The following is a 14,647-nucleotide window of genomic DNA, read 5'->3' as shown; positions in this document are numbered from 1 at the left end:
AAATAGAGTACTAGATTAAACTGATAGAATTGGGGTGTTTTTGCATGCGTTGTCCAAAATGCAATTATCATAAATCAAGCGTCGTTGATAGTCGTCAGGCTGAAGACGGCAATGCCATACGGCGCCGCCGTGAGTGTGAAAAATGCCATAGCCGTTTTACGACCTTTGAACGTGTTGAAGAGCTCCCCTTGTTGGTTATCAAAAAGGATGGGACGCGCGAGCAATTTTCCCGTGATAAAATCCTAAATGGCGTGATTCAAAGCGCCCAAAAGCGCCCTGTCTCAAGTACTGATATTGAAAATGTCATCTCAAAAATTGAACAAAAAGTCCGTGCGGACTATGAAAACGAAGTCTCAAGCACAGCGATTGGTAATTTAGTAATGGAGGAGCTAGCTGAGCTAGATGAGATTACCTATGTGCGGTTTGCCAGTGTTTATAAAAGCTTCAAAGATTTGGATGAAATAGAAGCATTACTCCAGCAGATCACCAGTCGCGTTCGGGGAAAGAAGAGTAGTACAGAACATGAAACCCATTGATGATTTTCGATACGCCAAAAACAATCGGATTCTGCTTGATTCAGATAGTCTTATCCAGCTTTATTACCCTATCATTGGTGCTAGTGCTAGCGCTGTCTACCAGTACTTTGCAGCATTTTGTGATCAAGGCCAAAAAAGCCATAAATTTAGCCAGGTCTTGAACCATCTTCAGATGGGCATGACCCAACTAGAGGAGGCCCTCGTTGTTTTAACAGCTTTGCAATTATTAGAACTCTATCAAGACCCATCCTATTATGTGATTAAGGTCAATGCGACCAAGTCCCGTGAAGTATTTTTGCAAAATGCTGTTTTGCGGCGTCTCCTCGAAAAAGAGATCGGCCAAGCAGCGCTAGAAGAATTAGCCCCGACCGTCCCACCAAGAGCTAAATCACTCTCAAAGCGCTTCTCAGATGTATTTGGCACCGAAGCTGGCAATCTAGACCTAAGTGAAAAAAAAGGCATTTATTTCGATCTAGACAGTTTTCAACGCCTTATGGCGCGTGATGGCTTGCGCTTTAAAAATGAACAAGAAGATGTCGTTGCCCTCTATGCCTTGGCTGAAAAATACCAGTTGACCTGGTTTGATACCTATCAGTTAGCCAAAGCAACTGCGATTAACTATGAAATTGCGACTACAAGAATGGCAGTCAAAAAAAGTCAGACCGAGTCATCACCGGCTAGTGATTTTACCAAAGCAGAAAAAATTGTCTTACAGGAAGTCAAAAAAGACACTGCCCTTGCTTTCTTAGAAACAATTAAACAAACCAGGCGGGCAACAGTAACCAAGGATGAAAAGCAAGTACTCGTAGCACTGGCTAAAATGGACTTTTTGGACGAAGTCATCAATGTTATGGTTCTTTATACGTTTAATAAAACCAAATCGGCTAATCTGCAAAAAACCTACATCATGAAAATGGCTAATGATTTTTCCTATCAATCTGTAAAGACAGCCGAAGAGGCGATTTTATTGCTCCGCTCTTTTAAAGAACGCAAGCAGGCCCGCAAAACGTCGCCAAAAAGTGCACCCAAAACCAATGTGCCAGCGTGGAGCAATCCAAATTATCAAGACCAAACGAGTCCAGAAGAGCAAGCTGCCCTTGATGCTTTCAAGCAAAAAGCGCTCAAACGTTTAGAAAACTTAAAAAAAGGTGACGAGTAAATGGAAAAAATTGGGAAGACCATGGAACGCCAAAAGCATTTGAACAGTGCTAATAAAGACCAAATCATTCAAGCTATTTTATCTGACCCCGAAGTGGCTGCATTTATTAAAGAGCACCAATTAAGCCAGGCTGAAATGATGCTTAGCTTGTCAAAGTTTAATCAATTTTTAGGAGAGCGTCAGAAAGTGCGCAGCAATGATCCGTCTTATATTGCTAAGGGCTATGAACCAATCTTAGTGATGAATGAAGGCTATGCTGATGTTTCCTATAGGGAAACAAAAGCACTTAAGGAAGCCCAACAAAAAGCCCAGATTGCTAATCGCATTTCTTTAGTTAATTTACCAAAGTCTTATCGGCAGGTGCGTCTGGCTGATATTGATATTACAAATACCAGCCGTCGCGACGCTGTCATGCGAATTGTGGATTTTGTTGAGCAGTACCCAACTGCCGGGCAAAAGGGCCTCTATCTTTATGGGGATATGGGCATTGGTAAATCTTGTTTCATGGCTGCCTTGGCCCGCGAATTATCTGAACAAAAAGGGGTTGCGACAACGCTGCTGCATTTTCCCAGTTTTACAATTGATGTCAAAAATGCCATTTCTTCTGGCAGAGTCAAAGAAGAAATTGATGCTGTGAAAATGGTGCCTTTGTTAATATTGGACGATATTGGAGCTGAGCAAGCGACCTCCTGGGTGCGAGATGAAGTATTGCAAGTTATCTTACAATATCGCATGCTGGAAGATTTACCGACCTTTTTCACTTCAAATTATAGCTTTGCAGATCTTGAGCGCAAATGGGCGACCATTAAGGGCAATGATGAGACTTGGCAGGCCAAGCGGGTGATGGAACGCGTGCGTTACCTGGCAGAGGAATTTCATTTAGAAGGCGTAAATCGGCGTTAGTTTTTAAGTAAAGATTATTAAAAGGAGAATCATGGTTTTACCTACAGTTGCTATTGTGGGCCGTCCTAATGTGGGCAAGTCCACCTTGTTTAACCGAATTGCAGGCGAGCGCATTTCTATCGTCGAAGATGTCGAAGGGGTGACCCGAGACCGTATTTACACAACAGGAGAATGGCTTAACCGGCGCTTCTCCTTGATTGATACCGGGGGCATTGATGATGTGGATGCGCCCTTTATGGAGCAAATCAAACACCAAGCCCAAATTGCGATGGACGAAGCAGATGTGATTGTTTTTGTCGTATCTGGTAAAGAGGGAATAACAGATGCCGATGAATATGTCACAAAGATGCTTTATCGAACCGATAAGCCAGTGATTCTAGTGGTTAACAAAGTTGATAATCCTGAAATGCGCAATGACATCTATGATTTTTATGCTCTGGGCTTAGGTGAACCCTATCCAACGTCTTCTGTTCATGGAATTGGTACTGGAGATGTTTTAGATGCTGTGATTGAAAAACTTCCTGTTGAGACAGCAGTAGAAAACGATTCCGTCATTCGTTTTAGTTTAATTGGCCGTCCCAATGTTGGTAAATCCAGTTTGATTAATGCTATTCTTGGTGAAGACCGGGTGATTGCAAGTCCTCTTGCTGGGACCACCCGTGATGCTATTGATACCCACTTCACTGATCAAGATGGACAAGAATACACCATGATTGATACAGCTGGCATGCGCAAATCCGGTAAAGTTTATGAAAATACTGAAAAGTATTCGGTCATGCGGGCTATGCGGGCCATTGATCGCTCTGATGTTGTTTTAATGGTAATCAATGCCGAAGAGGGCATCCGAGATTACGATAAACGTATAGCTGGCTTTGCTCACGAAGCGGGCAAAGGAATCATCCTTGTTGTGAACAAATGGGATGCTATCCAAAAAGATAATCATACCGTGGCTAACTGGGAGTCTGATATTCGCAATCAATTCCAATTTTTGAGCTATGCGCCCATTATTTTTGTATCAGCGCTCACCAAGCAGCGTCTTAACAAGTTGCCAGCACTGATTAAAACCATCAGTGAGAGTCAAAATCGCCGTATTCCTTCAGCGGTCTTAAATGATGTGATCATGGATGCGATTGCTATTAATCCAACACCGACCGATAAGGGCAAGCGTTTGAAAATTTTCTATGCAACGCAAGTTTCAGTCAAACCTCCCACATTTGTGGTTTTTGTTAACGAAGAAGAATTGATGCATTTCTCCTACCTGCGTTTCCTTGAAAATCAAATTCGCGCGGCCTTTACCTTTGAAGGGACACCAATCCACCTGATTGCCCGCAAGCGCAAGTAAATCAACCATCTGTATCACTGCTTTAGCGATACAGATTTTTTTGCTGTCATAAAAAATAGCGGTGAGCTTTGCCGTGATGATTCGCTGGGGAGTCAGCCGGTTTTTTTGACAGGGCTACTCAAGCAGCGGGGCTCCACAGGTTGTAAGGTCATAAAAAAGGATATAAGCTCAATTGCGAATCAGACATTTGTGGCAGATTTTTGCGAAAGAAGATTTTTTTGAGAAAAATGCTGCTAAATTTGGTATAATTAGGGGATAAGTAAAGAGGTGGTAAAAAAATATGACACGACTCATTCCTGGTAAAATTCGCAATCAAGGAATTGAACTTTATGAACAAGGACTGGTGACAGTCGAAGGTGAAAAAAATGGTACGATTCAAGCAACGGTAGATCAAGAAGCGGTTGCTTATAGTTATGAAGATGTCAATACACATTGTCAATGTGCTTTTTTTGCACGTAAAGGTTATTGCCAGCATATTGCTGCTTTGGAATATTACTTAAAAAACAACCAGGACGGGAAGGTCTTATCTGAACAATTGGCTCACCAAACTGAGAGTAAAGAGGCAGTGCGCAAATTAACGTCATTTGGGAGCTTATTTTTGGATAATTTAGCTGTCAATGAAGATGATACCCTACATTATCGCCTAAGTGCCACAGGCGTTAGAAGCCCATTTTCTGCTGACTTTTGGTGGAATCTCAAGATCAATCGGCTGCCTGATGAGCGTTCTTATGTCATTCGTGATATTAAGGCTTTTTTAGCAGCAGTGCAAAAAGAGGCTTACTATCAAATTGGGAAAAACTATTTTGAGCCGCTCTCTTTAGTGCAATTTGATGCGCCAAGCCAGGAATTGATCCGTTTTTTATGGAAACTAGCTTCGCAAACGGATAAGGGCGAACAGTCTGTTGTTTTTCCTAACCATGGCCGCAATCTCTTTTTACCAAGTGGCTTTTTAGAAGAAGGTATATACCTCTTACGGGATTTATATGACTTTACCTTTGAAGGACCAAGTCATACCTATAATTATCTTGAGGTCTTGCCTTTGAGTGGGGAAGCGGAACTTTTTACCTTTATTGTTGAGGTTCACCGTAATGCTATTGAACTCCAGATTAAGGAAAAAAATAACAGCTATTTTTTTGATAATGAGTATGTTTTATATCATGATACTTTTTATCATTTGACCCTTAAACAACGCAAGATGGTTTCTGCGATCCGTAGTTTGCCCATTGAAGCTGATTTGACCAAGCATGTTCATTTTGATTTGGATGATCAGGCTAAGCTGGCTGCTAGTCTCCTTGATTTTCAGGAGCTAGGTCGGGTAGAGGCTCCCAAGAGTTTTCTGATTCACGATTTTCAGGTTACTTTTTTCCTGGATCAAGCAGATGACGATGAGCTTCTCTTAAATTTGGCGTTTGATTACGGGGATGTGCAGGTAACCTCCAAAAGCGAGCATGTCCATCTTCCATTTGCTAGCCACTTCAAAAAAGAAGAGAAAATCAACCGTGCGCTAGCGTTTTACGGCTTTAAGCCGGGCTTTGCAACCCGCAAACACCTAGCATCACCACAAGAACTTTATCAGCTATTTACGCAAGCGATTCCCTATTGGCAGCGTATTGGTAAGGTTGTAGTGTCTGAGCGGCTTGAGAAACAACGCCTGTTGGAAATTCCACAAGTAGCCATTAGTCGTAAGGGCGGTCTTTTAGACATTTCCTTTGATTTTTCACAGATTGTTGAAAGCGATATTGATGCTGCCTTGGCTGCTTTGTTTAGCCAGGATCCTTATTTTGTTAGCCAGACAGGTAAACTGGTTGTTTTTGATGAGGAGAGTAAACGGGTAAGTCAAACGCTCCAAGACTTGCGGGCTAAACGCCAACTTAATGGGCATTTTCAAGTGGAAGGTGTCTCAGCAATGCAGGTTTCTCAGTTATTTGCAGATACAGCCTCTGTGCATTTTTCAGAAGATTTACAACATTTGGTCGCAGATCTTACCCATCCTGAACGCTATACTTTGCCTGATTTACAGGTTAATGCTCAGTTGCGTGATTACCAATTGCACGGTGTCAAATGGCTGTCGACCTTAGATAAGTATGGCTTTGGTGGTGTCTTAGCAGACGATATGGGCCTTGGTAAAACCTTACAAACAATCGCTTTTTTAACGAGCAAAATTGAAGCGTCATCGCAGATTTTAATTTTGGCCCCCTCTAGCTTGCTTTATAACTGGTTAGATGAATTCACCAAGTTTGCTCCGCAGGTTGATGCAGTGGTAGCTTATGGCCTTAAGCAGACGCGTGATCAGCTGATTTTGGAAAATCATACGGTTACGATTACGAGCTATTCCTCGTTTCGCCAGGATTTTGAATTGTATCAACAAAAGCACTATGATTATCTCATCTTGGATGAAGCCCAAGTGATAAAAAATGACCAGACAAAAATTGCGCAGAGTTTGCGCCAATTTACGGTGACCAACTGTTTTGCCTTATCCGGAACGCCTATTGAAAATAAACTATTGGAGATTTGGTCTATTTTTCAAATGGTCTTACCAGGCTTACTACCAGATAAGAAAGATTTCCTCAAATGGACGCCTAAACAGGTCGCAAAATATATTCAGCCTTTTGTTATGCGGCGCAAAAAAGAAGATGTCTTACCAGAATTGCCTGAATTGATTGAGATGACCTATAGCAATGAAATGAGCGAGGCTCAAAAAACATTGTATTTGGCACAGTTACGCCAGATGCAAGAACGCATTCGCCATTCCAGCGATGTGGATATTAACCGGCATAAAATTGAAATCCTTTCAGGTATTACGCGCCTGCGCCAAATTTGTGATACACCAAGTCTTTTTATGCCCTATCAAGGTGAAAGTGGTAAATTAGAAAGTCTGAAAACGCTCTTAACACAAATAAAAGAAAATGGTCATCGGGCTCTGATTTTCTCCCAATTTAGAGGGATGTTAGATATTGCAGAGCAGGAAATGCAGGAGCTTGGCTTGACATCTTATAAAATTACAGGTTCAACCCCGGCCAATGAGCGCCAGGAAATGACGCGGGCCTTTAATAGTGGCTCAAAAGATACTTTCCTTGTTTCTTTGAAAGCAGGTGGCGTTGGCCTGAATTTGACCGGGGCAGATACAGTTGTACTGATTGACTTGTGGTGGAATCCGGCCGTGGAAATGCAAGCAATTAGCCGGGCCCACAGGCTTGGACAAAAAGAAAATGTTGAAGTTTATCGGTTGATTACACGAGGAACGATTGAAGAAAAGATTCTGGAGTTACAAGAAGACAAGCGAAACTTGGTAACAACGGTGCTTGATGGTAATGAAAGCCGAGCTTCCATGAGTATTGAGGATATTAAAGATATTCTAGGCATCTCTTCTTAGGGCAGCAAAAGAGCTAGAGCTAAGCAAAAAAGCACAAGGCAGATTCTAAGTGAGTGCAGTTGATAGTTTCAAAAATTCAAACCCATTTCTAAAAATGGCAGCTTTAATCAGTGACATCATCCACAACCTAGAGCAGCTAATTAAGTAGAAAATGAGAGAGTAGCAGTTTTTCAGTAACTGACTTGAGTGTTTGGTAACAGCTAAGTTTGCTTTGTTGGTCTTTCACTAAGTGTGTCTTAATATCGCCTGTTCTTCCTATTCTCCTTGATTTTGTTTGTGCAAGAGAGTCAAACTTTTGTTTTCTTGACTGAGGGTATTTAAAATCAACTATGTCTGGGCATCTCAGCCCAGCTTTTCTTTTATTGTAAATCCTTTTATCAGAGGCATTTCTATTTAGAATACTTTGAAAAATAATAGTAATTAGTTTATAATAGGGAAAGTTATAGGAGGGTAAGATGTGATGCCAAACAACACTCGATTCCCAGTAATTGCTGATAATCAGCCGATTATTGAAGCATCAAAGATGATGCAATTATATGAAAATGAAGACTTAATTACCAATATTCATGGTCCCTATCAGGATAAACAGTATGATGATGTGACTAAAGACTATCGTTTTTTAGATGTGCATAATAGTTCCAACCTTCCCAAGGATCGGTTAAATGTGATAAATGAGGGGCGTACCTATGCCGAACAAGCACGTCAAAAAGCCAAGCAAGACATACGAGAAAAGCGTCAAGCTTATTTTGCCAAAGAAATGGCTTATAGTAGTTCAAAGCAAGCCTCTTCTTTGCGACCAAAAAATAAAGAAGCCGATACTGCTGTAATCAAACCAACTGTTGACAGTAAGACAGCGCCCAAACAACGCTCAAAAAACAAGTGGAGTCGCTTTTCAGAAAAGTTACGACAAGAAGCTTATATCTTAGCAGAACTTCCGCGAGAATATAAAGAACCACAAACAGACTCTAAGCCTAAGGCGACAAAAAATAATTATGATTTTTTGAAAACCAGTCAAATTTATAACAATCGTGAAAGACGTTTGCAGCGTGAAAAAACGATTGCCCAAGAATTAAACTTGACCCGCTTGGATGAGTTTAATCAGCAACAGTAACAAAGCGATTACAGACAGTTCACAGAAGAAGGAGTAACTATGTCTAACACCTATCATTTTATCGGTATTAAAGGCTCTGGCATGAGTGCTTTGGCGCTCATGTTACACCAAATGGGCCATAAGGTTCAAGGAAGCGATGTTGAAAAATATTATTTTACACAACGAGGTTTAGAACAAGCGGGAATTACAATTAAGCCTTTTAGTCCAGACAATCTTACCGAGGGAATGGAAATTATTGCTGGTAATGCCTTTAGAGAAGATAACAATCAAGAATTAGCGTATGCGATTCAACACCATCTCCCCTTCAAGCGCTACCATGAATTTTTAGGCGACTTTATGAAAGACTTTACCAGTTTTGGTGTGGCTGGCGCCCATGGTAAAACGTCAACGACAGGTTTATTAGCACACGTCTTGGCCAATATTACAGACACCTCTTATTTGATTGGAGATGGAACAGGCCGCGGTTCAGCCAATGCCCAGTATTTTGTGTTTGAAGCAGATGAGTATGAACGTCATTTCATGCCCTACCATCCAGAATACTCCATTATTACTAATATTGATTTTGACCATCCAGACTATTTTACTGGTCTAGATGATGTTTTTGATGCTTTTAATGCCTATGCCAAACAAGTTTCGAAAGGTCTTTTTGTTTTTGGCGAAGATCAGGAATTAAAACGCATCACTGCAAAAGCACCTATCTACTATTATGGTTTTTCCAAAGAGAATGATTTTGTGGCGTGTGATATTCGGCGAACGACTAACGGTTCGGATTTTTCTGTTAAACACAAAGACCAAGTTATCGGGCATTTCCACGTTCCAACCTATGGAAAGCATAATATTTTAAATGCAACTGCTGTTATTGCCACACTTTTCACTGCGGGAATCGATATGACATTAGTGGTAGAACACATGAAAACATTCAGTGGAGTTAAACGGCGCTTTACGGAAAAATTAATAGATGATACCATTATTATTGATGATTTTGCTCATCATCCCACTGAGATTGTCGCTACTTTGGACGCTGCGCGCCAAAAATACCCAGCCAAAGAAATTGTAGCCATTTTCCAACCCCATACCTTTACCCGGACCATTGCTTTGCTTGATGATTTTGCTCAGGCCTTAAATCAAGCTGACAGTGTCTATTTAGCAAAAATCTATGGCTCGGCGCGTGAAGTTGACCATGGTGATGTCAAAGTTGAAGATTTAGCAGATAAAATTAGCAAACCTGTTAAGGTGGTCACGGTGGACAATGTCTCACCCTTATTAGACCATGAAAATGCAGTCCATGTTTTCATGGGTGCAGGCGATATTCAGCTTTATGAACGCTCATTTGAGGAATTACTGGCTAATTTAACCAAAAACACCCAATAATGGATCAACTTTAAAAGACTTGTTACTATCAACCTTTGCAAGCAAATGTCTATTTCTTACTTGGTGGGTGTACCCGCTCCCTTTAGGTGGAGGTATTACTAATAGTAGAAAAACAATTATTGCTGATACAGTTGCCTAGGCTGTACCACCCGGGCATCTCTGGTTTTAGCTGACCACAGTGGTAACATGATTTAAGATTAGGGAGTATGGGGAGGCCAGTGATTCCAACTGACCTTACTCTTACTCCCTCTCTTCTATATTAAGGAGGACACTATGCTGATTAGACAAGCAACAATAGCTGATTGGGAGACCATTGTTCAGATTGAACAAACCAACTTTTCTCCAGCAGAGGCTACAAGCCCTGAAGTGATACGTGAGCGGCTGGAGCGTCTGCCTGAGACCTTCCTAGTAGCCATAATCAAGGACCAGCTTGCTGGCTATATTGAAGGCCCGATAGTTGCCGAACCCCGCTTAACAGATGACCTCTTTCATCAGACACCACTAAATCCAGCAACACAGGGTTATGTGGCAGTGACAAGCCTCTCCATCGCTCCTGATTTCCAGCAACAAGGTGTGGGAATGGCTTTGCTAGCAGCGATGAAAGATTTGGCGGTCGCTAAAAAATGTCAGGGAATTATCTTAACTTGTCACGATTACTTGATTCCATACTATGAAATGAACGGCTTTGTCAATCAGGGCCTTTCTGATTCCGTCCATGGAGGAGCGATCTGGTATGACATGCTCTGGCAGTCAGCCACACTGTAACGAATTCATCAGTGTTAAAAATAAGTGACAAATTAAGAAACTTATTGCATTTCTCTAGCATTTAAGATATAATGGCGGTTAACTATATTTAGGAGGATTTGCCTTGGCCAACTTTAATGACGATGAGCAAACATCTCAATCTCAACTAAGCTTCAAAGAACAGATTCTGGCAGAGCTAGAAAAAGCGAATCGTATTCGTAAAGAAAAAGAAAAAGCTCTACGGCAAGAAGGCTTAAAAGAAGAGGAACTGCGCGAAAAAGAGCGAGAAGCTCAGGTAGCAACGCAAGAAACTGTCCGACTTTATCAGCAGTATCAGTCTCAACTCAAAGAGCAGCAAGTCCCTGAGGCAGCTAAAACTGCTCAAGCCCCATCTCAATTAACTGCAGAACAAAAAGAAGCATCAAAGACCACCAGTCCAGCGATTCCTGCGCAAGCAACCGCAAAGGTATCTTCAAAAACAAGACCTTTTCCAAGTCAACAATATGGAGCTGAGTCCCCTCATTTGCAACAGCCCAAAAAGCAAGCAACTTCAACACCTGGAGCAAGTATGCAGGCTCAGCAATTAGCTGATTCTGAGCGGCAGCACATGAAACAAGAGGATAGTGTGAGAAGAAAGACTGTATCTAAGCGTCAGCGACGGGATCGGATGGCTAAAAAAATTTCCCTGACTATTATTACTTCTTTAGTTGTGGTGATACTTTTGACCGCTTTATTTGGTACCTTGTTTGTTCGCTCGGCAATTAAACCACTAGATAAGCAAGATGACAAATATGTCCAAGTTCAGATTCCGGTAGGATCAAGTACCAAGATGATTGGTCAAATCCTTGAAAAACAAGGCGTGATTAAAAATAGCACGGTCTTTAGTTTTTATTCGAAATTTAAGAATTATAGCAATTTCCAAAGTGGTTATTACAATCTTCAAAAGAGCATGTCTTTAGAGGAGATTGCTAAGGCCCTACAAAAAGGAGGAACGGCTGAGCCGACCAAGCCTGCTTTGGGTAAGATTTTGATTCCTGAAGGGTATACGATTAAGCAAATAGCTAGCGCAATGGAAAAAAATACCATTGCCAAAGGTGATAAGACTAAGACGCCATTTAAAGCAGATGACTTCCTAGCTCTCATTCAAGATCCAGCTTTTATCCAGGAAATGACCAAGAAACATCCTCGTCTCCTAGCTAACCTACCCAAAAAGGACCTTGCTGTCTATCAATTGGAGGGTTATCTGTTTCCAGCGACCTATAATTATTATAAAGAATCCTCTTTAAAAGATGTCGTCGAAGAGATGCTTGCAACGACAGACGCTACGCTAGCGCCTTATTATGATCGCATCTCAGCTAGTGGAAAAAATGTTAATGACATCTTAACCCTAGCTTCGCTAGTTGAAAAAGAAGGCTCAACCGATGATGATCGCCGTAAGATTGCCAGTGTCTTTAATAATCGTTTGGCTAATGGTATGGCACTGCAATCAAATATTGCTATCTTGTATGCGATGAATAAACTTGGTCAAAAAACCACTCTGGCTGAGGATGCAAGGATTGACACATCTATCAAATCGCCCTATAATATTTATACAAATACAGGGCTCATGCCAGGTCCCGTAGATAGTCCTGGTGTTTCTGCAATTGAAGCTACTATCAACCCTGCTAAGACAAACTACTTGTACTTTGTTGCTAATGTTAAAACAGGGGATGTTTACTTTGCAGAAACCTATGAAGAGCATTCTGCCAATGTGCAAAAATATGTGAATAATCAAATCCAGTAAAAACAAAACATGATGCTTTGGCATCATGTTTGTGTTTCTGACACGAAATAGAAATGAGAGAAGCTATGACTGAAAAAACTTATCCTATGACCCAAACTGAAAAAGAACAATTGGAAAAAGAACTCGAAGAACTAAAATTAGTCCGCCGTCCTGAGGTTGTCGAACGGATTAAAATTGCTCGTTCTTATGGTGATTTATCGGAAAACTCTGAGTATGATGCTGCTAAGGACGAACAAGCCTTTGTTGAAGGGGAGATTTCCTCACTTGAAACCAAACTACGTTACGCTGAAATTATTGATAGCGATGCGGTTGCAAAAGACGAAGTTGCTATTGGAAAAACAGTTCTTGTGCAAGAAGTAGGAACAAATGATCAAGATACTTATCATATTGTTGGTGCAGCAGGAGCAGATATTTTCTCCGGGAAAATTTCTAATGAAAGTCCAATTGCCCAAGCATTGATTGGTAAAAAAGTTGGTGATAAAGTTTTCATCGAATCGCCGGCAGCTACCTATGAAGTCGAAATTGTCAAAGTTGAAAAAACACATTAAAAAATGCTTTTTTAGGACAAGCCAGCCAGAAGAAAATAACAATGCTATAGGCTAAGATTATGAAAGCATAGGAGGCAGATTCTGATAAGCCTCCTATGGGAATTTTTTTGAATAAGAAAAAACGAATGATGCTAGGGACGGGCCCAAAGGTGCTTACCAAGGTCATTCTTTTTTTTGCTTTAGTACCTCTTAGCGTGATTGCTAAAGCGAGCTATCTCACAAAAAGTAGAAAATAGCTAATTGTTAGTAAAGAATGTGCTTTTAATATCAAGGCAGTTAGCTACTGCTCTCGCCAGGCTTTTAGTCATCTATCGACCAGCCATTATCTTGGACTCATTACCAATAACATCAGATAAGAGTTATCCTTGTTAGCTTTGCCATTAAGCTGTAGAATCCCTTTGAATCGGTAAAAGCTATCTAATACGTTAACCATTTCAGAATGCTAGAGCTCTAGGAGAGAATTTATACTCGCCAAGATAATATTTTTTTGCTAAAATATCATCATAATGGTTTGACAATCAAACTAAAATTAAGGAAGCCATGAGGAGAAAAACACGAATGACCTTCACCCTAATGACAGATTCTACTGCCGATTTGAACCCGGATTGGGCCAAGGAGCACGACATCATACTTATGGGCCTCACCATTGAGTGTGATGGTAAGATTTATGAAACAGTTGGGCCAAATCGCCTCAGTAGCGATTATCTGTTACAGCAAATGAAAGCAGGTAGCCAGCCCAAAACCAGTCAGATTAATGTCGGAGAATTTGAAACCGTTTTTCGTGAGCATGCCAAGCAAAATAAGGCTTTATTGTACCTTGCTTTTTCATCTGTTCTTTCAGGGACCTATCAGAGTGCAATGATGGCGCGTGACATCGTTTTAGAAGACTACCCACAAGCTGTTATCGAAATTGTTGACACCCTAGCTGCAGCTGGAGGTGAGGGTTATTTGACAATTTTAGCAGCAAAAGCCAGAGATAGCGGCAAAAGCCTTGCGGCTACCAAAAAGTATATTGAGACTATCTTGCCTCGCTTGCGGACCTATTTTTTGGTGGATGACCTTTTTCACTTGATGCGTGGTGGTCGTTTGTCAAAAAGCTCTGCTTTTATAGGCAGTTTGGCTGGAATAAAACCACTTTTGTGGATTGATGCTGCAGGGAAATTGGTGCCCATCGCTAAAATTCGGGGTCGCAAAAAAGCCATCAAAGAAATGGTAGGGCAGGTAGAAAAAGATATTGCCGATTCGACAGTCATCGTCTCATATACCAGCGACCAAGTCGGCGCCGAGAATTTACGAGAGCAGTTGCTGACGCAAGACGGCATCAGTGACGTTCTTATGATGCCACTTGGACCAGTCATTTCGGCCCATGTTGGACCTAATACCTTAGCCGTCTTTGTGATTGGCCATCAAGCCCGTTAATACAATCTCAAGGAATTGAAAACAAGTTTTTTCAGTCCTTTTTATATTGCCTAAATGTGAACTGCTGATTTTTGAAAGTAAATACTTGACAGGTAGAACGGATTTCAATATACTAAAAAAGCTGTCATTTGTGTATGAATGGTTTTCAAAACTATTTCCGAAAATTTTTTGAAAAAATATTGACATGCCTGGCTTAGCCTGATAGAATAAAGAAGTTGCCTCGCAAGAGGAGAAAGACCTTTGAGAACTGAATAAGACGAACCAAAAAGTGAAGAGGGGTTTATAAGCAGTATAGACTCCGTCAAAGCAAAAATAAATCTGTCAGCGGACAGAAAAGAACGAGTAAGTTCAAACTAAA

11 protein-coding genes are annotated in these 14,647 nt (G+C 41.1%); all 11 read left to right on the top strand.

Features of this window, described 5'->3' with window-relative positions; translation table 11 throughout:
• Positions 1–44: 44 nt before the first annotated feature.
• Positions 45–536 (top strand): transcriptional regulator NrdR, encoded by a 492-nt coding sequence (nrdR, locus tag GWD08_RS06050; RefSeq protein WP_159564775.1) that lies wholly within the window; start codon positions 45–47, stop codon positions 534–536.
• The gene (locus GWD08_RS06045; RefSeq protein ID WP_159545621.1) at positions 523–1,695 is read left to right on the top strand and encodes a replication initiation and membrane attachment family protein; all 1,173 of its coding nucleotides are present in this window, start codon (positions 523–525) and stop codon (positions 1,693–1,695) included. The genes nrdR and GWD08_RS06045 overlap by 14 nt, the downstream gene beginning before the upstream one ends.
• A complete protein-coding gene (dnaI, locus tag GWD08_RS06040) occupies positions 1,696–2,598 on the top strand; it encodes a primosomal protein DnaI (RefSeq protein WP_159564773.1) in 903 nt (300 codons plus the stop codon).
• A 31-nt stretch (positions 2,599–2,629) separates the two neighbouring features.
• The gene (der, locus tag GWD08_RS06035) at positions 2,630–3,940 is read left to right on the top strand and encodes a ribosome biogenesis GTPase Der (RefSeq protein WP_159550407.1); all 1,311 of its coding nucleotides are present in this window, start codon (positions 2,630–2,632) and stop codon (positions 3,938–3,940) included.
• A gap of 280 nt (positions 3,941–4,220) precedes the next feature.
• The gene (locus tag GWD08_RS06030; protein WP_159564771.1) at positions 4,221–7,313 is read left to right on the top strand and encodes a pilus expression-regulating Snf2 family helicase; all 3,093 of its coding nucleotides are present in this window, start codon (positions 4,221–4,223) and stop codon (positions 7,311–7,313) included.
• A 460-nt stretch (positions 7,314–7,773) separates the two neighbouring features.
• Positions 7,774–8,424: a divisome accessory protein ZapJ gene (gene zapJ, locus GWD08_RS06025; RefSeq protein ID WP_159545613.1), complete on the top strand. Its 651-nt coding sequence runs from the start codon at positions 7,774–7,776 to the stop codon at positions 8,422–8,424.
• Positions 8,425–8,463: 39 nt separating this feature from the next.
• A complete protein-coding gene (murC, locus tag GWD08_RS06020) occupies positions 8,464–9,795 on the top strand; it encodes a UDP-N-acetylmuramate--L-alanine ligase (protein ID WP_159564769.1) in 1,332 nt (443 codons plus the stop codon).
• A gap of 273 nt (positions 9,796–10,068) precedes the next feature.
• Positions 10,069–10,560 carry a GNAT family N-acetyltransferase gene (locus tag GWD08_RS06015; protein ID WP_159564767.1) on the top strand — a complete coding sequence of 164 codons (492 nt, stop codon included), beginning with the start codon at positions 10,069–10,071 and terminating at the stop codon, positions 10,558–10,560.
• A 103-nt stretch (positions 10,561–10,663) separates the two neighbouring features.
• The gene (gene mltG, locus GWD08_RS06010) at positions 10,664–12,322 is read left to right on the top strand and encodes an endolytic transglycosylase MltG (RefSeq protein ID WP_159561336.1); all 1,659 of its coding nucleotides are present in this window, start codon (positions 10,664–10,666) and stop codon (positions 12,320–12,322) included.
• Positions 12,323–12,387: 65 nt separating this feature from the next.
• Entirely contained in the window at positions 12,388–12,870 is a 483-nt protein-coding gene (greA, locus tag GWD08_RS06005) for a transcription elongation factor GreA (RefSeq protein ID WP_159545605.1), read from the top strand.
• A gap of 558 nt (positions 12,871–13,428) precedes the next feature.
• Entirely contained in the window at positions 13,429–14,289 is an 861-nt protein-coding gene (locus GWD08_RS06000; RefSeq protein ID WP_159564797.1) for a DegV family protein, read from the top strand.
• The last annotated feature ends 358 nt before the right edge of the window (positions 14,290–14,647 follow it).

Source organism: Streptococcus halichoeri (assembly GCF_009870755.1).
GTDB lineage: Bacteria > Bacillota > Bacilli > Lactobacillales > Streptococcaceae > Streptococcus > Streptococcus halichoeri.
This window is presented reverse-complemented; position numbering and strand designations above follow the sequence as displayed.

Excerpts from the sequence above, each read along its gene's own strand:
- GWD08_RS06030 (WP_159564771.1), top strand. The coding sequence starts at position 4,221 with ATGACACGACTCATTCCTGGTAAAATTCGCAATCAAGGAATTGAACTT.
- GWD08_RS06045 (WP_159545621.1), top strand. The coding sequence starts at position 523 with ATGAAACCCATTGATGATTTTCGATACGCCAAAAACAATCGGATTCTG.
- zapJ (WP_159545613.1), top strand. The coding sequence starts at position 7,774 with ATGCCAAACAACACTCGATTCCCAGTAATTGCTGATAATCAGCCGATT.
- murC (WP_159564769.1), top strand. The coding sequence starts at position 8,464 with ATGTCTAACACCTATCATTTTATCGGTATTAAAGGCTCTGGCATGAGT.
- greA (WP_159545605.1), top strand. The coding sequence starts at position 12,388 with ATGACTGAAAAAACTTATCCTATGACCCAAACTGAAAAAGAACAATTG.
- GWD08_RS06000 (WP_159564797.1), top strand. The coding sequence starts at position 13,429 with ATGACCTTCACCCTAATGACAGATTCTACTGCCGATTTGAACCCGGAT.
- der (WP_159550407.1), top strand. The coding sequence starts at position 2,630 with ATGGTTTTACCTACAGTTGCTATTGTGGGCCGTCCTAATGTGGGCAAG.
- dnaI (WP_159564773.1), top strand. The coding sequence starts at position 1,696 with ATGGAAAAAATTGGGAAGACCATGGAACGCCAAAAGCATTTGAACAGT.
- nrdR (WP_159564775.1), top strand. The coding sequence starts at position 45 with ATGCGTTGTCCAAAATGCAATTATCATAAATCAAGCGTCGTTGATAGT.
- GWD08_RS06015 (WP_159564767.1), top strand. The coding sequence starts at position 10,069 with ATGCTGATTAGACAAGCAACAATAGCTGATTGGGAGACCATTGTTCAG.